The organism is Sphingomonas kyeonggiensis, from assembly GCF_030812785.1.
In the GTDB taxonomy this organism is placed as follows: domain Bacteria; phylum Pseudomonadota; class Alphaproteobacteria; order Sphingomonadales; family Sphingomonadaceae; genus Sphingomonas; species Sphingomonas kyeonggiensis_B.
Genome location: NZ_JAUSTJ010000001.1, coordinates 1,778,651 through 1,804,090 on the forward strand (window position 1 = coordinate 1,778,651; position 25,440 = coordinate 1,804,090).

Here is a 25,440-nt window from a genome sequence, read left to right on the forward strand (position 1 = left end):
TCCCGTGCCTAAAACGCTCCGACGTTTGAGGGGGCGTATGGGGATGCGGCAAACCACACTGTCGGTTGCACTCGAGGTGAAGCCCGAGAGCTTCGACCATTTGTCGGGCCTGCTGGACGCCCTGCGCGACCGGCGCAGCCAGAACCCGTCGGGGGGCACCGGCCCCTTCGCCGACTTCCTGACCACGGTGCCGGCGGTGCACTTCATGTCGCTCACCGCCTTTCCGGGGTTCGACTATGATCCGCTCTTCGTGATCGAGGCGAATTTCGACGGCGCGCCCGGCCCCTTCTGGGCGCAGCTCGAAGCCGCCATCGGCCCGGACCTGCGCGCCTTCCTGCGCTGCTGCAAGCGCCCGCTCGATCATACGGGCCCGCTGTTCGACGCCGTCACCGCGCCCGACAGCCGTGCCCCGATCGCCCCCTATCTCGAGGCGCGGACGCTCACCCCGACCGTCTATCACCACGGTAATCGCGGCATGACTCGCGACCGCATCCTCGACGAATCCAAGCTGTTCCTCGGCACCCGCACCGAGCTGGCGCAGAGCAATGACGGCGGGCCCAGCCCCTATCGCAAGCTCACGCCCGTAGAGATCCACGCCAAGCTCCGCGCGGCCCTGCTCCCGCAGTTCGGCTGGCTCGACCAGAAGGCGCCGGCGCGCATCCCCTTCACCCAGAGCGTCGGCGACTATCTCCGCCTCGCCTGGTTCGTGCTGCTGGTGGTATTCGCGCTGTCGATCCCCGGGCTGGTGCTCAAGAGCCAGCTCAGCTGGCAATGGTATGTCGCGCTCTGCGTCGGCCTGTTCGCGCTGTTCACCGGCATCCTCTACCGGATGGGCAAGCCGCTGCCCGGCACGGCGACGCCGACACGGTTCAGCTTCCTCACCTTCTTCCTCCGGCATCTGCTCGTCCCCGTCGCGATCGCAGTCGCCGCCTATGTCGCGATCGCCGCCACGCTCAGCGCGCCGGTCTGGTCGTGGATCGGGCACAAGGCCTTCTGGCCGGCATGGAAGGACATGGCGATCTGGGCCGCCTGGAGCGGCGCCAGCATCGCGGTGACGGTCGCCGGCATCCTCGTCTGGCTGCGCTGGCTCGAGCGGCGCGATGCTTCGCAGGACGCGCCGCCGGTCGATCCCAAGATGCTGCGCGAGATGGCGCGGCGCGAGGACTGGATTCCGCAGAACCACATGGGCTCGGTCGTGCTGATCAAGCCGGGCGTGCTGCGCGCGATCCTGATCCGCGTCGGCCATCACGGCCTGCACCTGCTGCTCCGCGCCCAGAAGGCGGCGCGCAACGGCTATCTCGGCTCGATGCGCACGATCCATTTCGCGCATTGGGCCCGGGTCAACAACGACAGCCGGCTGATGTTCTTCTCGAATTTCGACCAGACTTGGGAGAGCTATCTCGATGACTTCATCGAGAAGGCGCATGCCGGCCTCACCCTCGCCTGGAGCAGCGGGGTGGGCTTCCCGCCGACGCGCTTCCTGGTGAAGGACGGCGCCAGCCATGGCCGCCAGTTCAAGGAATGGGCGCGCCATTCGATGGCGGTCAGCCGCTTCTGGTACTCGGCCTACAAGGATCTCACCGCGGAGCAGGTCGAACGGAATTACCGCATCGCCTGCGGCCTCAGGAAAAAACAGCTCAGCGAGAAGGAGGCTGCGGCGTGGATCAACGACCTGTGAGCGAGGGCGGCGGCACGCCGAACTGGCATCTTTCCGCGCCGACCAACACCAAGGCCCAGGGCCTGGTGGTAAGCGGCTTCGCCAACCTGCCCACGGGCCGCGCGCTGTTCCTCGAATTCAGCTGGAAGGGCGTGAAGAAGAAGGGCGGCGGCGCCTGGGTGGAGGCGCTGCGCAAGGTGGCGCAGGTGACCGACGCCGATGGCCGCGATCCGCGCGCCGTGGCGATGGGCTTCACCTGGTCCGGGCTCCAGAAGATGGGGCTCAACCAGAACGCGCTCGCCTCGTTCGACCGGCCCTTCAAGGAAGGCATGTTCCAGGAGGACCGCCTCCGCCGCCTGGGCGACCGGCGCGGCGAGGAATGGCAGGGCACAGTGATCCCCGGCGGGCCGAAGTGGAGCGGCAACACCCCGCTCGACGATGCCGCGGTGGACGACGAGGCACGTGCCTTCGACGACCGCGAGGAAATCCGCGAGCAGCGGATCAAGACGCCGGTGACGGTCCATGCCCTCGTCCTGCTCTATTGCGAGCATGACGAGGCGGCCGAGGCCTGGTGCGCCGAGGTCAGCGCGGCGCTCGCGCCCTTCGAGGTGACCGTCTCGCACCACCTCCCGCTCGACCTGCGCCTCGACAAGCAGGGCATCGCCCGCGAGCATTTCGGCTTTGCCGACGGCATCTCGCAACCGATCCCGTTCGAAGAGGGCACCGTCGTCTACAAGGACGGCACCGAGGTGCCCAAGGACTATTGGAACGGCGTGCCGCTCGGCGAGATCCTGATGGGCCATATGAACGGCCATAACGAGATCGCGCAGGGCCCGGTGGTCGCCGACGGCATCGGCGATACCAGCGGCCTGCCCGAGCACCCCAGGGGCGTCGGCTTCAAGGACCTGGGCCTCAACGGCAGCTACATGGTCGTCCGTGAGCTCAAGCAGGACGTCTATGCCTTCTGGCAGTCGATGCGGGCAGGCGCGGCCTATATCCGCGAGCGTGACCCCGAGGGCTCGGCCCATGTCACCACCACCTGGCTCGCCGAGCGCGTGGTCGGACGCGACACGCATGGCAATCTGCTCTGCCCGCTCGGTGGTACGATCCCGGTCGAGAACAATGATTTCGGCTTCTGGGACCGCGATCGTCACGGTCATGGCTGCCCGATGGGCAGTCACGTTCGCCGCGCGAATCCCCGGGATGGTCTGGCGCCAACGCCGGCGGACAAGCAGACCCTGCTCGATGCGGCGAATAACCACCGCATCCTCCGCCGCGGGCGGAAGTACGGCAAGACGATCAGCGTGCCGCCGACGCCCGACGACGTCGATCGCGGGCTGCTGTTCATCTGCCTCAACACCGACATCACGCGCCAGTTCGAGTTCGTCCAGCAGACCTGGATCCTCAACCCGAACTTCGCCTTCCTCTATGACGAGACCGATCCGCTGATCGGCCCCAAGGGCACGATGACGATCCCCGAGAATCCGCTGCGCCGGATCATCGACGTCGAGACCTTCGTGCAGATGGCGGGCGGCGAATATTTCTTCCTGCCGAGCATGCCGGCGCTCGATTATCTGGGGTCGCTATGAACGCGCTCACCTCGCGCGACGTGCTGCGCCCCGGCAAGAAGGGGATCGCCCGCTGGATCGGGGGGCGGGTGTTCGCGCTGATGCCCTATGCCTTCGCCTTTTTCCGGCGCTGGAAGCCGGTGGTGAAGTTCGGCGGCATGACGCTCACCTCGCGCTATGACGACGTCAAGGAAGTGTTCGGCACCGATCCGGTGTTCGGCACGCCCTACAAGGCCAAGCTCGACGTGATCATGGGCGGCGAGCCCTTCTTCCTCGGTATGGGCGACACGCCGCTCTACCACCGCGACACCGATGCAATGCGCATGGTCGTGCTGCCGAAGGACCTGCCCGAACTGGGCCGGAAGGTCGAGGCGATGGCTGAGGCGATCGTTGCCGCCGCGCCCGGGCGGGTCGAGGTGGTGGATACGCTGGTGCGCCGCGTGACCTTCTCGGTGCTCGCCGATTACTTTGGCGTGCCCGAGCCCAAGGGCGGCGACCTGCGCGTATGGGGCACGCGGCTGTTCGAGTTCCAGTTCGCCGATCCCAAGGGCGATCCCGCGCTGCGCGCCGATGTCGACCAGATCGCGCCGGCACTCCGCGCGCATATCGATGCGGAGATCGCCGCGCGGAAGGCCACGCCCGGCCGCGACGACGTCCTGACGCGCTGTCTCGCCCTGCAGAAGAAGGGCGTGCCCGGCTTCTCGGATGTCGAGATCCGCACCAATCTGATGGGCTTCATCGTCGGCGGGCCGCCCCAGCCGCCGATGGTCGTGCCCCAGGCGATGGAGCAGCTGCTCCGCCGGCCGAAGGAACTGGCTGCGGCCCAGGCGGCGGCGCGGGCAGGGGATGACGATCTGCTCTGGGGCTATGTGGTCGAGGCGATGCGCTTCGACCCGTTGGCGCCGGGCCTGCCGCGCAACGTGCTGGTCGATGGCGTGATCGCGCGCGGCACCGCGCACCAGGCCGAGGTCAAGGCCGGCGACACGGTGCTGGCCGCCTTCGCCTCGGCGATGATGGACCCGCGCCGGGTGACCGATCCCGCCCGCTTCGATCCGCACCGCCCGGCGAGCGATTACATCCATTTCGGATATAGTTTGCACCAGTGCTTCGGCCGCCACATCAACCGCGCGACGCTGCACCTGATGCTCAAGCCCTTGTTAAAGCGCGTAAATCTCCGCCGCGCGCCGGGTGGAGCCGGGCGGCTGGTCAAGAACGGCCCCTTCGCGGAGTCGCTGACAGTGGTGTTCGACTGATCCGCAGTCCCTCTCCCGCTTTCGCGGGAGAGGGAGGGAGCCGCCAAAGGCGGCGGAAGGGTGAGGGCGCTTACCGGCGCTCGCTCGGCCCGCCGCGATAGCCGTTCTGGCGCTCGATCATCCAGCCGGGATATTCGGCCGGCAGCTTGCTGACTTCGTCGAGCCGGGCCAGCTCCTCGGGGGTGAACGCTACGTCCACCGCACCCAGATTGTCCGCCAGCTGGTCGGGGCGCTTGGCGCCCAGGATCACCGTGGAGACGCTCTTCTGATGCAGCAGCCAGGCCAGCGCGAGCTGCGCGACCGAGCGGCCCTTGGCCTCGGCCAGCGCGCGCAGCACGTCGATCACGGCATAGCCGCGGTCCTTGTTGACCGGCGGGAAGTCGAACGCGGCGCGGCGGCCCTCGCCTTCGCCCTCGCGGGTGTACTTGCCCGACAGGAAGCCGCCGGCGAGCGGGCTCCATACCATCAGGCCCACGCCTTCGCTGTCGAGCATCGGGATCACCTCCCGCTCCAGGTCGCGCCCGGCGAGGGTGTAATAGGCCTGGAGCGAGGCGATCGGGGCATAGTCCTTCGCGGCGGCGATGCCGACCGCCTTCATCACCTGCCACGCCGCCCAGTTGGACAGGCCGACATAGCGCACCACGCCCTTCCGGACGAGGCTGTCGAGCGCGTAGAGCGTCTCCTCGAACGGCGTCGCACTGTCGAAGCCGTGGATCTGGTACAGGTCGATAAAGTCGGTGCCGAGCCGCTCCAGGCTCTTCTCCACCTGCGCCAGGATATGCCCGCGCGATGCGCCGGCGCCGTTCGGGCCGGCGTGCATCCGGCCGAGCACCTTGGTCGCCACCACCACTTCGTCACGCGCCACGCCCAGATTCTTGAGCGACTGGCCGATGATCTGTTCCGACCGGCCCTCCGAATACATGTTCGCGGTGTCGAAGAAATTGATCCCGGCATCGAGCGCGGCCTTCACGAGTGCATCGGCCTCTTCCTGCTGGAGCTGGCCGATCTTTCCCCAAAGCTCGCCTTCGCCGCCAAAGGTCATGGTGCCGAGGCAAAGTTCGGAGACGATCAGGCCGGTGCGGCCGAGCTGGTTGTAGCGCATGGGTACCTCTGGGAAGGGAGGGAGGAGAGGCCCGGCAAATGTGGTCCCCAGTGCGCCGCCGCAATGGCAACGGAGCGCGAAATTTGCGCGGCGGTCGCCTGAGTCGAGCACCGGCAACGGTGTCAGCAAACTCATACAATAAGTTGCGGAGCCGCAATGTTCTAACACCGCGTGGTTAAGGCATTGCAATCACGTCGAACTTATTGAGTGCAAATGTATGAGTTGACAGCCGCGCCTGTCAGGCATAGCCAAATGTGACCGCTAACATCGTGCTGTGCGATGCGAGCTATGGCCCGGAAGAGGCCCTTACAGGAGGGGATTTATGCACGCCCGAGTTGCATCTCGTTCGGCTGCGCGCCGCATGGCAATCATGGGGGCAGCGCTGCTTGCCGGCTCGGCCTGGCCCGCGCTTGCCCAGACGTCGACCACCGCTTCGGACACGCCCGCCCCGCAGGCGCAGAATGTGCCCGAGGAAGAGCAGTCGATCGTTGTCACCGGCTATCGCGCCTCGCTCGCCAGCTCGACCAATGCGAAGAAGAACTCGGTCGGCTTCACCGACTCGATCTTCGCCGAGGACATCGGCAAGTTCCCGGACACCAACATCGCGGAGAGCTTCAACCGCATTCCGGGCGTGACCATCGCCCGCGAAGTGACCGGCGAGGGCCTCAACGTCACCATCCGCGGCCTCGGCACCAACTTCACCCGCGTGCTGCTGAACGGCGCACCGGTGGCGGTCGCCTCGACCGGCCGTACCGACTCGCAGAACACCAACCGCGAAGTCGATCTCGACATGTTCCCGACCGAGCTGTTCACCTCGCTGGTGGTGAACAAGAGCGGCATCGCCGACCAGGTCGAGGGCGGCGCCGCCGGCACGGTCAACATGCGCAGCGCCCGGCCGTTCGATCGCGCGGGCACGCGCCTCACCTATGGCGCGCAACTGACCAAGAACACCAATTCGAAGGACTGGGGCTATCGCGGCTCGCTGCTCGGCAGCACCACGATGGGCGATTTCGGCATCCTGCTCGGCGTCGCCGGCGTCCACAACAAGGTGCGCAGCACCGGCTTCGAGACGATCGGCTGGACCAACCCGAACCTGTCCGCGGCGCAGTGCGGCGCCGCCAGCGGCTGCAACCCCACCGGGGGCGGCAACTGGACGATCCCGGGCACCGTGCCGGCCAATGCCGGCAACGGCCTCGTCACCGGCACGACGATCGACCAGGCCTTTCTGCTCGCCCGCAATCCGGGTGCCTCGATCTCGCAGCTCGACAATGGCATCATCCCGCGTCTCGGCCGCCCGATGTTCGAGCAGGGCACCAAGGACCGCATCAACGCGATCGCCAGCCTCGAATACAAGGGCGACAGCTTCCACGCCTATGTCGACGGCATGTTCGGGTGGAAGGACAACCAGCTCGAGCGTGTCGACATGAACTGGGTCGGCCGCAACGGCGCGGCGATTCCGCTCAACACCCAATATGACCGCTCGGACTGCACCGCCGGCTGCGTGGTGACCAAGGGCACCTATGCCAACGCCCAGTGGTTCCTCGAATATCGCCCGTTCATCGAGAAGACCAAGTTCTGGGGCGTCAATCCCGGCTTCGACTGGCAGCTTGCCGACAAGCTGAAGGTCGATGTCGCGGCCAACTACACCTGGTCGAGCTTCCACCGCGAATCGCCGAGCGTCGTGGTGCTGACCGCGCCCAATTCGGGCGTGACGGTGAACTATGACAACACCGGCGGCGACGTCCCGTCGATCACCACCAATATCGACCTCAACAACCCCGCCAACTTCGCCTGGCCGGGTGGGCGCGTGAACATCCAGGACGAGAAGCGCGAGACCGAGACCAAGGGCATCCGCGGCAACCTGACCTGGGGCGACAACAGCTTCAACATCAAGGTCGGCGCTGCCTGGGACGACACGTCGCGGCGGATCAACGCGTACGACAATAGCCAGGCCTGGCAGAATGCGGTTTGCGGCAACGCGCCGAGCGTGTTCCTGCCTTCGCCGAACACCCAGCCGCCGTGCAACGGCCTGGTCCAGCCCGGCGCGGCACCGGCAGGCTATCCGAGCTACCCGGCCTATGGCACCGGCTATTCGAGCGGTGCGACCGGCCCCGTCACCTATGGCGGCTCGCTGATCTCCAACGCCCAGCTCGCCAGCCTGCTGCGCCCGACCTCGGCCGGCTTCGTCACGGTCGACTGGAACGCGTTCAAGGCGGCCTCTAACTATGACGCGTTCCACAACGCCGCGCCCGAGGCCGGCTCGTCGAACACCGGCGCCAGCGGCGGCTATGTCCGCGAGAAGGTGATCGGCGCCTATGCCGAGGTGAATGGCGACCTGCAGATCGGCGACAACAACCACCTGAACTACAATGCCGGCGTCCGCTATGTCCGCACCGACCAGACGATCGGCGGTCGCGTCTCGATCAGCGACCCGCGCAATTCGCAGGATCCGGACGGCGCGGGCCCGCTGCCCAATGCCTGCCCGGGCACCGGCAATCCGCGCGACGGCAGCTGCTATCCGAACATCACCAACTTCGTTTACACCGACTCGCGCTACGAGAACTGGCTGCCGTCGGTGAGCGGCGCCTTCCATATCGGGGATGCGGCGGTGGTCCGCGCCGCGGTCTCGCGGACGATGACCCGGCCCAATCCGAACACGATGCTGCCGGGCCTCAACTTCTCGACGCCCTCGGCCGATGTCGGCTCGGTCGGCAACCCGTCGCTCGATCCCTATCTGTCGACCAATATCGACCTTGGCTTCGAATATTATACCGGCAAGGAAGGCTATGTCGGCTTCACTGCCTTCCGCAAGGCGGTGACCGGCTTCACCACCACCGGTACGGTGACGGTGCCATTTACGGCACTGGCCGCCTACGGCGTCACCTATGATACGCTGACGCCCACCCAGCAGATCGCGATCAATTCGCGTGGCGGCCCGAACAGCGCCACTGTCGTGCTCAACCAGCAAGTCAACGCGACTGGCACGCTCAAGGTCAACGGCCTCGAAGTGAACTGGGTGCAGCCGCTCGACTTCCTGCTCGGCAAGATCGGCCTCAACGGCTTCGGCTTCAACGCCAACCTGACGCTGATCGACCAGACCGGTTCGGGCGCTGCCCCGGCGGTCGCCGTGGGCGTGTCGCCGGTGACTTACAACATCAGCGGCTATTACGAGAAGGGTGGCATCAATGTCCGCCTGTCGACCACCTTCCAGCGTGGCTCGGTCTCGTCGGATGCGAACCAGAACGGCATCGCACTCGCCCGGCTCTATTCGAACGACTATCAGCAGTTCGACATGTCGGCGAGCGTCGACTTCGCCGAGGTGTTCGACCTGAAATGGGCGCCGGAACTCACCCTCGACGTGATCAACCTCACCAAGGAAAAGCAGCGCAGCTACTTCCAGTTCGATAATGCCGCCTTCACGCTCTACGATCCGGGCCGCCAGGTCATGATCGGGCTGCGGGGCCGCTTCTGATCGGGTCGCAAAGGGGGAGTGGCGGCCGGGCCTTTCAACCGGCCGCCGCTGCCCAACCCATCCTCCATGGTGATCTGGCCGCCTTCGGGCGGCCTCTTTTTTCTCCGGCGCTTTCTTGCCGGCCTTAACCACGCTAGCGAAACCGCATGACGCAGGAAAAACTGATCGCCGGGCTCGAACTCGGTGGCACGAAATGCGTGGCGCTCCTTGCCACAGGACCCGATGATGTGCGCGATCGGGTGACGGTGCCGACCACGGACCCGGGCGCCACGCTGGCGGGGATCGAGGCGGTGCTCGATCGCTGGGGATTCGACGCGATCGGCGTGGCGAGCTTCGGTCCGGTCGGCCTCGATCCTGCGCGCAGCGACTATGGTTCGATCACCGCGACGACCAAGCCGGGCTGGACCGGCACCGATCTCGTCCATCGGCTCGAGGTGCGCTACGGCAAGCCGATCGGCTTCCAGACCGACGTCAATGGCGCTGCGCTTGCCGAAGGGCGCTGGGGCGCCGCGCAGGGCATGTCGTCGCATGCCTATATCACGATCGGCACTGGCGTCGGCGTCGGGTTGGTCACCGGTGGCAGGCCGGTGATGGGCTGGGCGCATGGCGAGGCGGGGCATATGCGCCTGCCGCGTGCGCCGGGCGACAGCTATGCCGGCTGGTGCCGCTTCCACGGCGATTGCCTGGAAGGGCTGATCTCCGGCCCCGCGCTCGCCCAGCGCTTCGGCGTGCCGGGCGACCAGTTGCCCGATGACGGGCCCGAATGGGACCTGTTCGTCCATGATCTCGTGGGCATGCTCCACAATCTCGTCGTCACCGCGGCGCCTGAACGCATCGCCATCGGCGGCGGCGTGGTGGCGGCCCGCGACACGCTCTTCCCGCGCATCCGCACCCGGCTGGTTAAGAGCCTGGGCGGCTATGGTGCGCTTGCCGAATGGGCGGAGGCCATCGACATGCGGGTCGGCGCGCCCGGGCTGGGGACGATGGCCGGGCCACTCGGCGGGATCGCGGTGGGGCTGGGGGCGTAACCCCCCAATATAATCCGTCATCCCCGCGCAGGCGGGGATCCAGGGTTTCTCTGCCGCATCGCTTCTTGGCTCTGGATCCCCGCCTGCGCGGGGATGACGATGATTTGAATCAGCGTGGCTGGCCTCAAATCACGTCCATCTCGGAATTATAGTGGTGCCACGCGAACACCGCCGCCGCGCCGCGGTGGGGGCGCCAGGCCTCGGCGATCTCGCGGGTCAGCTTCTCGCTGGGCCGCTCGGCATGGCCCATGATCCGGCCAACCTCGATCTGCACCGCCAGGTCGCCCGCCGGCCAGATATCGGGGCGCCCCTCGGCGAACAGCAGATAGACCTCGGCGGACCAGCGGCCGATGCCCTTGATCCGCACCAGCTGGGCGATCGCTGCCTCGTCGTCCTGGGGCAGGGCAGCCAGGTCGAGCCTGCCGCTGGTCACTTCCTCGGCCAGGCTATGGGCATAGGCGGCCTTCTGGCGCGACAGCCCGGCGGCGCGCAGCTCGTCTAGAGTGGCCCGCGCGACATTGCCCGGATCGGTCAGCGCGCCCAGTTGCGCGGCCATCTTGTTCCAGATCGACTGCGCCGCGGCGACGCTCACCTGCTGCCCGACGATGGTGCGCAGCAGCGTCTCATAGCCGCGGTCGCGGATGCGGGGCGGGGGATAGCCGACGCGCCCGATCGCTGCCGCGATCAGCGGCTCGCGCGCTGCGAGTGCGTCGAGCGACGCCCGGAGCTGCTCCGCGCTCAGGCCCATGGGGCACCGCCTTGCGAAGCGCCGCGTTCGGCGGCATGGACGGGGCCATAGAAGGAGAACGTCATGCCCAAGCTTATCGTCGTGACCAGGAGTGGTGAAGAGCGCGAGGTCATGGGCGAGGCGGGCCTTAGCGTGATGGAAGTGATCCGCGAGAGCGGCTTCGACGAGCTGCTCGCGCTGTGTGGCGGCTGCTGCTCGTGCGCGACCTGCCACGTCCATGTCGATCCGGAATTTGCGGCCAAACTGCCGAAGATGAGCATGGACGAGGACGATCTGCTCGACAGCGCCGGAGACCGCGACGAATATTCGCGCCTGTCGTGCCAGATCCCGTTCGGCCCGGACCTCGACGGCCTGCGGGTAAGGATCGCGGAAGAGGATTGATTGAATAACCCTCTCCCGCTTTTGCGGGAGAGGGTGGCCGCGCGAAGCGCAGGCCGGGTGAGGGGCTGAGCGAGAGGCAAGCGCTCCGGTCGCCTTGCGTGCCCTCACCCTTCCGCCGCTTCGCGGCTCCCTCCCTCACCCTTCCGCCGCTTCGCGGCTCCCTCCCTCTCCCGCAAAAGCGGGAGAGGGATAGAAGTTACTGCACCGCCCGCACCCGGATCGAGGCCATCGGCGCATCGTCGGTGTTGGTGTCGGTCTTCCAGGTGACGACCTTATCCTTGCCAACGGTCACCGCGCCGGCCTCGTTGTTCTGGCTCACCAGCTCGGCATCGGTGGTCAGCACGAAGGTGCCTTCCAGCCGGGAAAAGGCCTGGCCCATGTCGCCCAGGCCCGCGCCCAGCGCGCTCATGTCGCCCATGCCATTGCCCTTGCCGCCTTCGCGGACATAGCCCGGCGCCTTGATGCGGATCAGGTCCTTGCCGCGCAGCTCCACCGCGATCCACGGCATCACCATCTGGTTGTCGAGATTGTACGGATAGACGAAGCCGTGATCGAGCGTGCCGGAGATCTGGTAGTCGACCCAGAACAGCCCGTCGCCGCGATATTCGACGCTGCGATAGCCGGCCTCCTTGGCGATCTCGACCGCGAGCTTGCGGAAATTCTCGTCCTGCTTGGCCTTTTCCTCGGGCGTCAGGGTGAAGTCCGGCTCCTTCTCGGGCGTCTTGCCCTTCTTGCCGGACTTCTCCTTGGCCGCGTCCGCCATGCCCTCCTGCATCGCCTTGCCCATGAAGCCCTGCAGGTCGACTGCCATCACCTCGCCCTTGTAGGAGAAGGTGAAGGTGCGGTCGGCATGGATGGTCAGCGCCGATTCGAACTTGCCCGGCACGAACAGGCAGCTGGCCAGCACCAGCGGTGCGGCCAGCGCGAACAGGGCGGCCTTCAGACGATGCAGCATGGAATCCCCCTTGGCGTTCAGCTGCGGGTGGTCACCGCATAGAGGGCGATCGCCGCGGCATTGGACACGTTCAGGCTCTCGACCTTATCCGAGATCGGAAGCTTCGCAAGTTCGTCGCAATGCGCCTCGGTGTTCTGGCGCATGCCCTCGCCCTCGGCGCCGAGCACCAGCGCGACCTTGCGCTGCTCGCCCATCACCTCGGCCAGCGTGCCCTTGGCATGGCCGGTCAGGCCGATCCGCCAGAAGCCCGCCTCGGCGATCTCCTCCAGCGCGCGGGCCAGGTTGACCACGCGGCACCACGGCACCTGCTCCAGCGTCCCCGCCGCGGCGCGGGCGAGCGTGCCCGTCTCGCTCGGCGCGTGCCGGTCCTGGGTGACGATGCCGAGCGCGTCGAACGCCGCCGCCGAGCGCAGGATCGCGCCGACATTGTGCGGATCGGTCACCTGGTCGAGCACGATGAGCGGGCGATTGTCGCCCGCCCCCTGTGCCAGCAGGTCGCCCAGCCACATCTCCTCGAGCGGATCGACTTCGGCGACCAGCCCCTGGTGCGGCGCGTCGCTGGGCACCAGCCGGCCTAGATCGGCGGCATTGGCGAAGGTGATCGGGATCGTCGCCGGGATGTCGAGATTGGCGAGCGCGTCGTGCGTCCCCCAGATCTTGCGCACCACCCGCTCGGGATTGTCCAGCGCCGCCAGCACCGCGTGCCGCCCGTAGAAACGCGGGCGGTTCGACGATGCCTGGCTCGGCCGATGTCCACGCTTTGCCATCAATGCGCTCCCGGTGCGGCGTAGAATTCGTCCGATGCCTTGGGCTCGCTCGCCAGCGGCAGGCGCGGCAGCGGCTCGGGGGCATTGGCGGCGTTGACCAGGAAGGCGGCGAGGATGATCGCGCCCTGGCGCATGTCGTCGGCCTTCAGGTGGTCGAAGGTATCGACATCGGTGTGGTGGACGTTCGAGCCATAGTCGAGCGGATCCTGGATGAACTGGAAGGCCGGGATGCCGACGGCGTCGAAGAAGACGTGGTCGGTGCTGCCGGTGCGGCCGGTCGCCACCTTGGTCGCGCCCATCGAGTTGAACGGCGCCATCCACTCGCGGAAGATCGGCACCACCGCGGTGTTGCCCTGGGTGTAGATGCCGCGGATCTTGCCCGAGCCATTGTCGAGGTTGAAATAGGCGGCGAGCTTGCCGTGATCGGCGCCCGGCTTGATCGGGAAGGCCTTGCTCCAGTTCATGTATCGCGCGGTGCCGGTCAGCGCCGGATCGACCGGGCGGCTGGCGACATGGTTCTCGACATAGGCCATCGAGCCAAGCAGGCCCTGCTCCTCGCCCGACCACAGCGCGAAGCGGATCGCGCGCTTCGTCTTGATGCCCGAAGCCTTGATGATGCGCGCGGCTTCCATGACCATCGAGACGCCGGCGGCATTGTCCGCCGCGCCATCGCCCATCGCCCAGCTGTCCATATGGGCGCCGGCCATCACATAGCCGGCCTTGGCGTCGGTGCCGGGGATGTCGGCCAGGATGTTGTAGGCCTTGGTGTCGCTGTCGTCATAGCTGACGTCGCTGCTGAGCTCGAGGCTTGGCGCCGCGCCCATCTTGGCGAGGCGGGCGAGGCGGCGATAATCTTCGGCGGCGATCTCGAAGCCCGGCAGGGGCGGGGTGGCGCCGACCTGGAACTGGCTGTTCTGGCCGTGCACCAGCTTGCCGTTGCGCGACGACATCGTCGCGTACGCAATCGCGCCCTCGGCCTTCAGGAAGGCGTCGCGTTTGGCCGCGAAGGCCATGCGGCTGGCGCTGCTCGGGCGGCGATTCGCGCTGCCGCCGCCATTCTGCAGCTGGAAGGTGTCGGCCTTGTCGAGATCGGCGTCCTCATAGCGGCGGAAATCGGGGGTGGTCGCGTCGGTGATGTCGGCCGGCTCGGTGAGCAGCACGATCTTGCCCTTGAGCTTGCCCTTGTACTGGTCGAGCGCGGCCTCGTCGGCCATCGGCGCGAGCACGATCTGGCCGGTGATCGAGCCGTTGGTTCCCGGCGTCCAGGCGAGCGGCGCGGCGATCAGGGTGAGCGGACGCGGCGCGACCATCTTCACGCTGGCGTTCTTCGCCGACCAGCCCCTGCCGAACTCGAAGCCTTCCTTGTGGACGTTGACCAGGCCCCATTCGCGGAACTTGGCCTGGGTCCACTCCTCGGCCTGGCGCATGCCCGGCGAATTGGTGAGTCGCGCGCCGATCACGTCGGTCAGATACTGGGCGACGCGCATCACTTCGCTGCGGTTGGTGCCTTCGTCGACGATCTTGTCGACGGGTGCGCTCGACGCGGCGGGGCCGTCCGGGCCCTTGGCGATGGCGAGCGGCGCCATGGCAGTGGCTGCGAGCAGCGTGGCGATGGCGAAGGAAAGTCGGCGCATTGGGCCCCCGGGGAGTATAGTATCAGGAAGCGGCGGACGCTATGCCGCGCAAAGACTGCGCGCAAGGCGTTGACAGGGGGCTTCTGCTTCGGCAATGGCCCCCCTCTCGCCGAACGGCGCCATGGACAGGTGGCCGAGTGGTTAAAGGCAGCAGACTGTAAATCTGCCCGTGCAAGCGTACGCTGGTTCGAATCCAGCCCTGTCCACCACCTTCCCGCCAGCGCGAATCGGGAAGGTCACTCGCCCGGGGCGAGCGGAACCGGCAGGTCCTTCACGAAATTGATGTTCCGCAGACCCAGATGCGCATCGTCGATAAGCCGCGCTTCGCTCGCCTGCAGCCAGCTGCGGATCGACAGCGCACCGCTCGCCAGGTGCAGGTCGAGTGCCGGGCCCAGCGCGGCAGGCCAATGCCCGACGGCCCATTGCGTCCGCAGCACCGCGGGCGATTCGCCTAACAGGAGCGCTAGCGCGCCAGGCAAGGGATATACGTCGATCGGCGCGCACAGCACCATGTCGAAGCCGTTCTCCGCCGCGTGACGTAGCGCGGCATTCAGGCCGGCCAGGGGGCCGTGGCCGCCGGCGGGATTGTCGGGAAGCGAAGCGAGGCCCGGCCAGTCGCGCCCGCAGCTGACGACCGTATTGGCATGCGCGGCGAGCGCCTCGATCGCGTGCGCGATCAGCGGCCTGCCCTCCAGCACCGCCAGCACCTTGTCGCTGCCGAAGCGGCGCGACCGGCCGCCGGCAAGGACCGCGCCGAGGATCCGCATCAGAAGCGCAGCGTCTCGGCGCGCGTGCCGGCGGACAGCGTGCCGGCACCGGCGGGAAGGCGGACCAGCGTGTCGGCCAGGGCGAGCATGCACTGCGCCGATGCCGACTGGCGGGCGAGAACACGAGCGCCTTCGTCCAGCCGCTCGGCACAGAGGAACGCCTCGCGGTCGCCCGCGGTGACGTTCTCGAGAAGCGGGATGCGCTCCCAGCGCAGCGCCGGGCCCACGCCGCGCCCACCCAGCGCCGTCAACAGCGGCGCGAGGAATAGCCGGGCGACCGTCATCGCCGCGGTGGGATTGCCCGGCAGGCCGAGCACCAGCTTCGGGCCGACCCGGCCGAGCCAGATCGGCTTGCCTGGCTTGATCGCGATATCGGCGAAAACCAGCTCCAGGCCGAGCGGCACCAGCGCGACCTTGGCGAAGTCGCGATCCCCGCGCGAGGCACCGCCGCACAGGACCAGCACGTCGCTGTCTGCCAGCGCCGCCTCGGCCGCTGCAGTGAGTAGCGCCGGGTCGTCGCGCACCTGCGCGGCACCAAGCGGTCTGGCGCCCCATTGCCTGGCCATCAGCAGCACCGCTTCGGACAGGCTGTCGGGCACGCCGCCGCTCGCCTGTGCCTCGCCGGCCCGCACCAACTCGTCACCGGTCGCGATCACGCGGACCCGCGGCGTGCGCCACACGGTCAGCACTGCTGCGTCGGCGGCTGCGGCGACGACGACGAGCGCGCGCGGATCGAGGAGTCTCCCCGCCGGCAGTACGATCGTTCCGGCCGCCGTGTCCGATCCTCGCATCCGTACATGCGGCTTGGCGGGGACCGGACTGTCGAGCGTGATGGTAGAATCCGCAGCGGTGACCAGCTCGCGCATCAACACCCGGTCGGCGCCTGCGGGCATCGGCGCGCCGGTCATGATCCTCGCTGCCTCGCCTTGCCCGACCGTCCCATCGAACGGCGCGCCCGGATAGGCGGTGCCGACCACCGCGAACCGGCGCAGCCCAGCGGCAAGATCGGCCTCGCGCACTGCAAAGCCGTCCATCGCCGCCAGATCGCGTGACGGAATGTCCATCGCCGCGCAGACCGGCTCCGCCAGCACGCGCCTGCCTGCCTTGGCGAGCGGCACGCGCTCCGTCCCAAGCGGCTGGGCAAGCGCGGCGAGGATCGCCTGGGCGGCATCGAACCGCAGCGAAGCACCGCAGGGCACGCGCTCCTCCTCGGCAATCCGGACATGCTTCATGCGCAGCGCTCCGCCAGTTCCGCGGCGATTCCCGCGCCACCGCTCGCCACCGCCTCGCCGACCAGCAGGAGCGTGGGCTTGTCCCCGGCGATCGCACTGGTCGCGATCGGCAGCAGGTCGAGCCTTGTATGGAGCAGCCGCTCGCCCCGCAGGCTGATGTCGCAGGCGACCAGCACCGGGGTGGCGCCGTCCAGCCCGGCGGCGATCAACTGGCGGCTGATCTCGCCGGCGGCGCCCCGGCCCATATAGAAAGCGGTGGTGCTGTGCGGATCGGCGAGCGCCGCCCAATCGAGTGCCAGCGGCTCGCCCGCCCGCACATGCGCGGTGACGAACTGGACACGGCGCGCAAGGCCCCGCAACGACAGCGAGATGCCGGCCGAAGCCGCCGCCGCGCTCGCCGCGGTGATGCCTGGGCAGATGCGTGCCTTGATCCCGACCGCGGCCAGTGCAGCGATCTCCTCGGTCGAGCGGCCGAACACCGAGGGGTCGCCGCCCTTCAGCCGGACCACGCGTTCGCCATCGAGCGCAGCCTCGACCAGCAGCGCGTCGATCGTGCCCTGGTCCTTCGAATGCCGGCCCGATCGCTTGCCGACCGGCACCAGCCGCACATGCTCGGGGATCAGCGCCAGCACGCCAAGACCGACCAGCGCGTCGTAGAACACCACGCTCGCCGTGCGCAGCAGCCGTTCGGCCTTGCGGGTGAGCAGGTCGGGATCGCCCGGTCCGGCGCCGACCAGCCAGACTTCGCCCGGAAGCATCTCATCCATTGGCGGCACTCCTGTTCTCTTCGAGGATCCGGCGGATCGACGGGCGGCACGAGCCGCAATTGGTTCCCGCGGACAGTGCCGCGCCCACCGCCTCGACCGTGGTGAGCTGCTGGCTGCCGATCGCCGCGACGATGGTCTTCAGGCCGATATCGAAGCACAGGCAGATGATCGGCCCGCGATCCTCGCGCGCGCCCGGCGGGGCGCCGGCGAGCAGCGCGGCGGTAGCGGCCTGGCCCAGCTGCTCGACCAGCCATTCGCGCTTGGGCAATATCCCGCGCTCGGTGCGGAACAGCGCCGCGACCAGCCGGCCCTCACGCATCACGGCGATGCGGTGCGATCCGCGCGCGCGGTCGAAGCTCTCGATCCGCTCTCCGCGCGGCAGCTTCGCTTCGATCGCCTGCGCATCGCCGTCGCCGGCGAGCTCGAACAGCGTGCCGCCCGGCACGGTGACGCGGGTTGCCCACAGGCAATCGGGCCGCTCCATCGCCTCGGTGGTGATCAGGAAGCCACGCCAGGCGGGGGTCACCGCTTCGATCCTGGCTGGGGTCGACTTGAAGCCGGGCTGGCCCGAATGGGGATCGACCAGCGGGCGGGGGAGCAACCCGGTGCGCCCGCCGGTAGATTGCCGGTCGGTCCAGTGGATCGGAGTGAATATCTCGCTGCGGCGCTGGCCGGTGCTGAACTGGACGCGGAACAGGCTCTCGCCCTGCGGGGTCGAGACGCGGGCGAGGCCACCATCCTCCAGACCCTGGGCGGCCGCGTCCTCGGGATGGACCTCGACCAGGGGCTCCTCGCGATGGCGCGAGAGCTTGGGGCTGAGGCCCGTGCGCGTCATCGTATGCCACTGGTCGCGGTAACGACCGGTGTTGAGCGTCAGCGGCCAGTTGGCGAGCGGCGCAGGCAAGGGCATCTGGCTGACCGGCACCAGCCGGGCGCGGCCATCGGGGGTCGGGAAGCGGCCATCGGCAAAGGCGTCGCCACCCCAGCGGAACGGCGCCATCGTCTCGTAATCGGCATTGCCGATCGCGACCTTGTCGCACAGGTCGAACAGCCGGGCCCCGTCATTCTGATAGGCGGACAGGCGCGCATGCTCGCGGAAGATGTCGGCGGGGCGCGAATAGGCGAAGTCGCCGGGCCAGCCCATGCGGCGGCCGACTTCCTTGATGATCCACCAGTCGGGCTTTGCATCGCCCGGTGCCTCGAACAGCGCACGCTGGCGGCTGACGCGACGCTCCGAATTGGTAACCGTGCCGTCCTTCTCGCCCCAGCCGGTGGCGGGCAGGCGGACATGCGCGAAAGGGGTGCAATCGGTCTCGGCGATCACGTCGGAGATGACGACAAACGGGCAGCGCGCCAGTGCCTCGCGGACGGCGCCAGCGTCGGGCATCGAGACCGCCGGGTTGGTCGCCATGATCCATAACGCCTTGATCCGACCCTCGCCCATCGCGCGGAACAGATCGACTGCCTTGAGACCAGGCTTTGGTGCGATCGTGGGCGAGGCCCAGAAACGCTGGACGCGGGTGCGGTTCTCGGGGGCGAAGTCCATGTGGGAGGCGAGGCTGGATGCCAGCCCGCCCACCTCGCGTCCGCCCATCGCATTGGGCTGGCCGGTGATCGAGAAGGGCGCCGCGCCCGGCTTGCCGATCCGGCCGGTGGCGAGATGGACGTTCGTGATCGCGTTGACCTGATCGGTGCCGCGGATCGACTGGTTGATGCCCTGGCTGAACAGGGTGATCGTGCGCGGATTCGCGGCGAACAGTTCGTAGAAGCGCCTGAGGTCGGCGGCCGGCACTTCGCATGTCCGCGCCACCGACCACAGGTCGCTTCCCTCTCCGACCCCTTCCCAGAACCCTTCCGGCACGCTGACGCTACGCGCCAGATAGTCCTGATCGACCAGCCCCGCCTCGCGGCAATGCGCGAGCAGCCCGTTCATCAGTGCCACGTCGCTGCCGGGGCGGATGGCGAGATGCAGATCGGCGCCCTCGCAGGTCTCGGTGCGGCGCGGATCGATCACCACCAGCTTCGCCCCGGCATCGCAGCGCGCGCGGATGCGCTGGTAGACGATCGGGTGGCACCAGGCGGTGTTCGAGCCGACCAGTATGATCAGGTCGGCCGCGTCGAGATCGTCATAGCTCGCCGGCACCACGTCCTCGCCGAACGCGCGGACATGGCCGACCACCGCGCTCGACATGCAGAGCCGCGAATTGGTGTCGATGTTGCCCGAGCCGATGAACCCCTTCATCAGCTTGTTGGCGACATAATAATCCTCGGTCAGCAGCTGGCCCGAGACATAGAAGGCGACGCTGTCCGGCCCATGCTCGGCGATCGCCTGCTTGAAGCGCTTCGCGACCAGGTCCAGCGCCTTGTCCCAGCTCGCCCGGCGCTTGCCGGTCATCGGGTGGAGCAGCCGGCCCTCGAGGCCCACCGTTTCGCCGAGATGCGTGCCCTTGGAGCAGAGCCGGCCGCGATTGGCGGGATGCTCGGGGTCGCCCTTGATCGCGACCGCGCGCGCGCCGGTTCGCGTCGCGACGATCCCGCAGCCGACTCCGCAATAGGCGCAGGTGGTGCGGGTCACTTCTCCCTCTCCCCGCTCGCGGGGAGAGGGCCGGGGAGAGGGGCGTATCGATGGCGCGTGGCGCTTTCCCCTCTCCCCGACCCTCTCCCCAGGAGGGGAGAGGGAGAAGAGAAATTCTCCCTCACGCAGCAGCCCTTAGCGCACCCGCGCGGCAGATCAGCACGCGGCCGCCGCTGACCTTCACCGGGATCACCGGTGTGCAGCCCTTGTCCTCGCCCTGTGCCTGGCCGGTCGCCAGCGCGATGTTCCAGTTGTGCAGCGGGCAGGCGACGCTGTGGCCATGGACGATACCCTGGCTGAGCGGGCCGCCCTTGTGCGGGCAGCGATTGACCAGCGCGAACACCTTGTCGTCGCCGGTGCGGAACACTGCGATCTCCTCGCCGCCCTCGACCGGCACGGTGCGGCTGCCGCGCACCGGGATCTCCTGCAGCCAGCCGATGTCGAGCCACTCGCCGATCATGCGATTTCCTCCTGGAGCATGGGTTTGAAGGCAGCCATGTGCGCGTGCTGTTCGCGTTCCTGGCCGGCGGCGCGCTCGGCCCAGGGGTCGTCCTGGCTGAAGGTCTGGGAGTGCCAGAAGCGCGCGGCGAGGGCGTCGCGCGCCTCCGCGTCCTCGACGATCCGGTCCTTGACGTACTGCAGCCCGACGCGCTCGATCCACGGCGCGGTGCGCTCGAGATAGCGCGCCTCCTCGCGGTAGAGTTGGACGAAGGCGGCGGCATAATGGAGCGACTCCTCCTCGGTCGCGACTTTCACCAGCAGGTCGGTCGCGCGGACATGGATGCCGCCATTGCCGCCGACATGGAGCTCGTAGCCCGAGTCCACGCAGACCACCCCGAAATCCTTGATCGTCGCCTCGGCGCAGTTCCGGGGGCAGCCCGAGACCGCCATCTTGAACTTATGCGGCATCCAGCTGCCCCAGAAGCCGCGCTCCAGCTTCACGCCCAGGCCCGTCGAATCCTGCGTGCCGAAGCGGCACCATTCGGAACCGACACAGGTCTTCACCGTGCGCAGCGCCTTGCCGTATGCATGGCCCGAGACCATCCCGGCGGCATTCAGATCGGCCCAGACGGCGGGCAAATCCTCCTTCCTGATCCCGAAGATATCGAGCCGCTGGCCGCCGGTGACCTTGACCATCGGCGCGTCGTATTTCTCGACGACATCGGCGATCGCGCGCAGCTCCTGCGGGGTGGTGATCCCGCCCCACATGCGCGGGACGACCGAATAGGTGCCGTCCTTCTGGATGTTGGCGTGCATCCGCTCGTTGACGAAGCGGCTCTGCTGGTCGTCCTGATATTCGCCGGGCAGCGCGCAGAGCAGGTAATAGTTGAGCGCTGGGCGGCAGCTCGAACAGCCATCGGGCGTCGACCAATGAAGCTTCTGCATCACCTCGGGGATCGAGCGCATGCCCTGCGCGACGATCTCGCGGCGAACATCGTCATGGCCGAAGCTGGTGCACTTGCACATCGTCTTCGGGCCGGACTGGACCGCGTCGCCCAGCGTCACCGCGAGCAACGTCTCGACCAGCCCGGTGCACGATCCGCAGCTCGCCGATGCCTTGCACCCCGCGCGCACCGCATCGAGGCTGCACGCGCCCTTCTCGATGCAGGCGACGACCTGGCCCTTGGACACGCCGTTGCAGCCGCAGATCTCGGCATCGTCCGAGAGCGCCGCAACGGCCGCTTTAGGGTCCGCCTGCCCCCCTCCCTGGGCGAAGGCCTGGCCGAAGATCAACAGGTCGCGCAGCTCGGAGATGTCCTCCTGCTTCTTGAGCAGGTCGAAATACCAGCTGCCATCGGCGGTATCGCCGTAGAGCACCGCGCCGACGATGCGGTCGTCCTTCACCACCACGCGCTTGTAGATGCCGCGGCTGGCGTCGCGCAGCACGATGTCCTCGGCGCCGTCGCCGCCCGAAAAGTCGCCGGCGGAGAACAGGTCGATGCCCGAGACCTTGAGCTTGGTCGAGGTGACCGAGCCGCGATAGCCGGTGGGCGCCTCGACCAGCCCGTCGGCGAGCGCGCGGCACATCTCCCAGAGCGGCGCGACCAGGCCATAGACATTGCCGTCATGCTCGACGCATTCGCCGACCGCGAGCACATCGGGGTCGCTGGTGACCATGTGATCGTCGACCTGGATGCCGCGGCCCACCGCCAGCCCGGCCTCGCGGGCGAGCGCGGTCGAGGGACGGATGCCGACCGCCATCACCACCAGGCTGGCCGGGATCACCCGCCCGTCCTTGAGCTTCACGCCCTCGACATGGGTATTGCCCAGGATCTCGGCGGTGTCGGCGCCGGTCAGGATGGTCTGGCCGCGCGATTCCAGTTCGGACTTGAGCAGCCAGCCGGCCGCCTCGTCGAGCTGGCGCTCCATCAGCGTCGGCATCAGGTGGAGCACGGTGACCTTCATGCCGCGCAACGTCAGGCCATGCGCCGCCTCGAGCCCGAGCAGGCCGCCGCCGATCACCACCGCGTCGCCGCCGCGCTCTGCCGCGGCGAGCATCGCGTCGACATCCTTCATGTCGCGGAAGCTGATCACGCCGGGCAGGTCCTTGCCCGGCACCGGGATGATGAAGGGATCGGAGCCGGTGGCGATCAGCAGCTTGTCGTAGCTGACGCTGCGCCCACTGGCCGCGGTGACGGTGCGTGCCTCCCTGTCGATCCCGGTGACGCTGTCGCCGGCGACCAGCTCGATGCCGTTGCCGTCATACCAGTCGCGCGGGTTGATCACGATCTCGTCGAACGTCTTTTCGCCGGCGAGAACAGGCGAGAGCATGATCCGGTTATAGTTCACATGCGGCTCGGCGCCGAAGATCGTCACGCGGTAGCGGTTCGGATCGCGGGCGAGCAGCTCCTCCACGGCGCGGCAACCGGCCATGCCGTTGCCGATCACCACAAGGTGCGGGCGTTCGATGTGATGCGTCATGATTGGTCACTCACAGGCTGAAATCGAGCTGGAGCCACAGCTTGCGCGTGTCGGTCGCGAAGCTGGTGGCGCGGTAATCGGCATATTTGATCAGGGCGGCGAGGTGCTTGGCCGGCTTGAAGCCGAGCTGCAGGTCCCATTCCTCGCCGTAAAGGCGGGCGTTCCGGTCGCTGTCGAAGCGGTGGTAGATCGCCTGGAGCGTCACCGTCGGCGCCTTGCCGAGCGCCAACGCGTAGCTACCGCCGGCATAGAGGTCGCGGATGCCCTCAGCCGGGGTGACGAGGAATTTGTCCGCCCAGCCCTGGAACTTGTGGAGCGTCGCGAGCGGGGTCTGGAAGCTGGTGTTCGCCAGCCCCTTGTCGGCACCGAGTACCTCATAGCCGCCGCTCAGCCCGAGGGCCTTCACCTGCAGCTGCCCCTCGGCTAGCCAGTAATCGGCGGCATAGCGATTGGGATTGTCCCGCCAGTCCGACTGGCGGGCATAGCTCGCGACCAGCGACAGCTTGGCCGGGCCGAGGGGGAGGGTGGTCGTTGCCCGTCCGCCATAGGTCTGGCTTGAGAATTGCCGCCGCCCGGTCGCGTCCTGGTCAACCAGATAGGCGAAGCCCTTGGCCGTTACCGGGCCCAGCTTCGCCGTCGCGCCCGCGAAGACATTGTCGCCGCCGATCCCGGCGATAGGGCTTTCCACGCCGTAGATAGTCCGCGCCGCCCAGGCATAGGTGACGTCGATCGCCACTGGCCCCAGCGCCTTGCTCTCGACCCGGACGGCATCGAAGGTCTGCTCGTTCTGCCGCCAGGCGACATTGCCGACGAAGCGCTGATCGTCGAGCGCGATGCGCTGGCGGCCGGCAGTGAAGACCGTATCCTTGATCCCGCGATACTGGAGCTGGATCCGGTTGACCTCGACATTCTCGGGATCGGCCACGGTCGGGTAGGCGATGCGCCCGTTGACGCTGCTGTTGTAGCGCTCGACCAGCGCCAGCGTGCCTTCGCCCTCGGCGAGCAGTGCGAAATCGCCCTGCTTGAGCTCGAACCCGGCACGGACCCGCAGCGTAAGGGCATCGGCGTCGCGGGCGATCCCTGCCTGATCGACGCCCTCATAGCGAAGCCGGGCGTCGACCAGCGGCTTCATCTCCTGCGCCGCCGCCGGGGTGGCGATGAGCGCGAAGGGAAGGAGCGCCAGTGCGCGCATCAGATCCGCACCCCCGCGGCTGCCGCCCAGCGCATCCGCCACTTGCCCTTGACGAAGGTCAGCGCGGCAAGCGCGCCCAGCGCCAGCATCGCGAAGATCAGGAAGCCGGGGCCGAAGCTGCCCGTCGCCTGGCGCGCGAAGCCGAGCGAGGAAGCGAGGTAGAAGCCGCCCACGCCGCCGGCCATGCCGACCAGCCCGGTCAGGATGCCGATCTCCTTGCCGAAGCGCTGCGGCACCAGCTGGAACACCGCGCCATTGCCGGTGCCGAGCGCCAGCATCGCGATGACGAACAGGGTGAGCGCGACGCCGAGGCTGGCGGGTGAGGTGCTGACCCCGAGCAACGCGATCGCCGCGACGATATAGACGGCGGTCAGCGCCGCGACGCCGCCGACCCGGTCGGCCAGCGCGCCGCCGAGCGGGCGGACCAGCGATCCGGCGAACACGCAGGCCGCGGTGCAATAGCCGGCGGTGATCGTGCTGAGCGCGAACTGGTCGCTGAAATAGATGGTCAGCGAGGAGGCGAGACCCGAGAAGCCGCCGAATGTGACGCCGTAGAACAGCATGAACCACCAGGCATCGGCGGTCTTGAGCGGCTCGAGATAGGCGGCGAGCGGCTTGGGCGCGGGCTGATTCGGCGCATCCTTGGCCAGCACGACATAGACGACCAGCACGATCGCCAGCGGGATGCAGACCAGCCCCAGCACCGCGTTCCAGCCGAACGCCTTGGCGAGCATCGGCGCGAACAGCGCGGCGAGCACCGTGCCCGAATTGCCCATGCCGGCAATGCCCATCGCCTTGCCCTGATGCTCGGGCGGATACCAGCGGCTGGCGAGCGGCAGCGCCACCGCGAAGCTGGCGCCGGCAAAGCCGAGCACGCCGCCCAGCGCCAGCGTGCCGGCGAAGCTGTGCACGCCCAGCCGCCAGGCGGTGAGCAGGCCGGCGATCACGATCACCTGGCCGATCACGCCGGTGCGCTTCGGCCCGATCCGGTCGGCGAGCAGCCCGACGAGCAGGCGCAGCATCGCGCCGGCGAGGGTGGGGGTTGCCACCATCAGGCCCTTCTGCGCCGGGCTCAGCCCGATATCCCGGGCAATCTCCGGCGCGAGCGGGCCGAGCAGCACCCAGACCATGAAGGCCAGGTCGAAATAGAGGAAGGCGGCGATCAGCGTCGGCGTGTGGCCGCTGCTCCAGAATGCCGACTTCGCCTTGCGCTGCGGGAAGCTGTCGATGTCGGCACCCCCGCCGATCGCCTCGAAGCCTTCGCGCGCCAGTTCCGCGATCTTCATCCGCTCTGCCTTCCTGTGCCGCAGGCACGAAAAAAGCCGCTGTCGATCTCCCGCGAGGCGGGGATCGGACAGCGGCTTTGCTGAATTCCGGTGGATGCTCGCGCCTACTTCGCCGCGAAGATCCGATATGCGTC

Annotated in this window: 19 protein-coding genes and 1 tRNA gene; 7 read left to right on the forward strand and 13 right to left on the reverse strand. The window is 68.0% G+C overall.

Annotated elements, in window-relative coordinates:
- The first annotated feature begins 43 nt into the window (after positions 1-43).
- Genes J2W22_RS08715 through J2W22_RS08725 form a run of 3 tightly spaced genes read left to right on the forward strand, consistent with a single transcriptional unit; the run spans position 44 to position 4,478 of the window.
- The gene (locus J2W22_RS08715; protein WP_307117830.1) at positions 44-1,678 is read left to right on the forward strand and encodes a hypothetical protein; all 1,635 of its coding nucleotides are present in this window, start codon (positions 44-46) and stop codon (positions 1,676-1,678) included.
- Entirely contained in the window at positions 1,660-3,246 is a 1,587-nt protein-coding gene (locus J2W22_RS08720) for a Dyp-type peroxidase (RefSeq protein WP_307117831.1), read from the forward strand. Before J2W22_RS08715 ends, J2W22_RS08720 begins: the two co-directional genes overlap by 19 nt.
- Positions 3,243-4,478 (forward strand): cytochrome P450, encoded by a 1,236-nt coding sequence (locus tag J2W22_RS08725; protein WP_307117832.1) that lies wholly within the window; start codon positions 3,243-3,245, stop codon positions 4,476-4,478. The genes J2W22_RS08720 and J2W22_RS08725 overlap by 4 nt, the downstream gene beginning before the upstream one ends.
- A 70-nt stretch (positions 4,479-4,548) precedes the next feature.
- Here J2W22_RS08725 and J2W22_RS08730 read toward each other — a convergent pair whose 3' ends face one another.
- Positions 4,549-5,580, reverse strand: coding sequence for an aldo/keto reductase (locus J2W22_RS08730; protein WP_307117833.1), 1,032 nt, complete (start codon positions 5,578-5,580; stop codon positions 4,549-4,551).
- A 361-nt stretch (positions 5,581-5,941) separates the two neighbouring features.
- Between J2W22_RS08730 and J2W22_RS08735 the strand changes: the two genes are divergently transcribed.
- Positions 5,942-9,052, forward strand: a complete 3,111-nt coding sequence (locus tag J2W22_RS08735) for a TonB-dependent receptor (RefSeq protein ID WP_307117834.1) — start codon at positions 5,942-5,944, stop codon at positions 9,050-9,052.
- Positions 9,053-9,198: 146 nt separating this feature from the next.
- Complete coding sequence (locus J2W22_RS08740; protein ID WP_307117835.1) at positions 9,199-10,080, forward strand: ROK family protein; 882 nt, start codon at positions 9,199-9,201, stop codon at positions 10,078-10,080.
- A 124-nt stretch (positions 10,081-10,204) separates the two neighbouring features.
- Here the strand turns inward: J2W22_RS08740 and J2W22_RS08745 are convergent, their stop codons facing one another.
- Entirely contained in the window at positions 10,205-10,828 is a 624-nt protein-coding gene (locus tag J2W22_RS08745) for a DNA-3-methyladenine glycosylase family protein (protein WP_307117836.1), read from the reverse strand.
- 63 nt (positions 10,829-10,891) lie between these two features.
- Here J2W22_RS08745 and J2W22_RS08750 point away from each other — a divergent pair, with 63 nt between their 5' ends.
- Positions 10,892-11,209 (forward strand): 2Fe-2S iron-sulfur cluster-binding protein, encoded by a 318-nt coding sequence (locus J2W22_RS08750; protein WP_184000760.1) that lies wholly within the window; start codon positions 10,892-10,894, stop codon positions 11,207-11,209.
- 196 nt (positions 11,210-11,405) lie between these two features.
- Here J2W22_RS08750 and J2W22_RS08755 read toward each other — a convergent pair whose 3' ends face one another.
- The 3 genes from J2W22_RS08755 to J2W22_RS08765 are packed head-to-tail and all read right to left on the reverse strand — an operon-like array spanning position 11,406 to position 14,565.
- The gene (locus tag J2W22_RS08755; protein WP_307117837.1) at positions 11,406-12,164 is read right to left on the reverse strand and encodes a hypothetical protein; all 759 of its coding nucleotides are present in this window, start codon (positions 12,162-12,164) and stop codon (positions 11,406-11,408) included.
- 17 nt (positions 12,165-12,181) lie between these two features.
- On the reverse strand, positions 12,182-12,931 hold the full coding sequence (gene rlmB / locus J2W22_RS08760) for a 23S rRNA (guanosine(2251)-2'-O)-methyltransferase RlmB (RefSeq protein WP_307117838.1): 750 nt from the start codon (positions 12,929-12,931) through the stop codon (positions 12,182-12,184).
- Positions 12,931-14,565, reverse strand: coding sequence for a M20/M25/M40 family metallo-hydrolase (locus tag J2W22_RS08765; protein WP_307117839.1), 1,635 nt, complete (start codon positions 14,563-14,565; stop codon positions 12,931-12,933). Before J2W22_RS08765 ends, rlmB begins: the two co-directional genes overlap by 1 nt.
- Positions 14,566-14,688: 123 nt before the next feature.
- On the opposite strand from J2W22_RS08765, the gene J2W22_RS08770 reads away from it, so the two are divergent.
- Positions 14,689-14,774: transfer RNA gene (locus J2W22_RS08770), tRNA-Tyr, on the forward strand.
- 27 nt (positions 14,775-14,801) lie between these two features.
- Here J2W22_RS08770 and mobA read toward each other — a convergent pair.
- From mobA to J2W22_RS08810, 8 genes are all read right to left on the reverse strand, one after another.
- Positions 14,802-15,332 carry a molybdenum cofactor guanylyltransferase gene (gene mobA / locus J2W22_RS08775; RefSeq protein WP_307117840.1) on the reverse strand — a complete coding sequence of 177 codons (531 nt, stop codon included), beginning with the start codon at positions 15,330-15,332 and terminating at the stop codon, positions 14,802-14,804.
- Positions 15,332-16,564, reverse strand: coding sequence for a molybdopterin molybdotransferase MoeA (locus tag J2W22_RS08780; protein ID WP_307117841.1), 1,233 nt, complete (start codon positions 16,562-16,564; stop codon positions 15,332-15,334). Before J2W22_RS08780 ends, mobA begins: the two co-directional genes overlap by 1 nt.
- On the reverse strand, positions 16,561-17,331 hold the full coding sequence (gene cobA, locus J2W22_RS08785) for a uroporphyrinogen-III C-methyltransferase (protein WP_373422952.1): 771 nt from the start codon (positions 17,329-17,331) through the stop codon (positions 16,561-16,563). Before cobA ends, J2W22_RS08780 begins: the two co-directional genes overlap by 4 nt.
- Entirely contained in the window at positions 17,324-19,906 is a 2,583-nt protein-coding gene (locus tag J2W22_RS08790; RefSeq protein WP_307117843.1) for a nitrate reductase, read from the reverse strand. The genes cobA and J2W22_RS08790 overlap by 8 nt, the downstream gene beginning before the upstream one ends.
- A gap of 121 nt (positions 19,907-20,027) precedes the next feature.
- Positions 20,028-20,366 (reverse strand): nitrite reductase small subunit NirD, encoded by a 339-nt coding sequence (gene nirD, locus J2W22_RS08795; protein ID WP_307117844.1) that lies wholly within the window; start codon positions 20,364-20,366, stop codon positions 20,028-20,030.
- A complete protein-coding gene (gene nirB, locus J2W22_RS08800; RefSeq protein WP_307117845.1) occupies positions 20,363-22,828 on the reverse strand; it encodes a nitrite reductase large subunit NirB in 2,466 nt (821 codons plus the stop codon). Before nirB ends, nirD begins: the two co-directional genes overlap by 4 nt.
- A gap of 10 nt (positions 22,829-22,838) precedes the next feature.
- Entirely contained in the window at positions 22,839-24,020 is a 1,182-nt protein-coding gene (locus J2W22_RS08805) for an alginate export family protein (protein ID WP_307117846.1), read from the reverse strand.
- Complete coding sequence (locus J2W22_RS08810; RefSeq protein WP_307117847.1) at positions 24,020-25,306, reverse strand: nitrate/nitrite transporter; 1,287 nt, start codon at positions 25,304-25,306, stop codon at positions 24,020-24,022. Before J2W22_RS08810 ends, J2W22_RS08805 begins: the two co-directional genes overlap by 1 nt.
- Positions 25,307-25,440 lie beyond the last annotated feature (134 nt).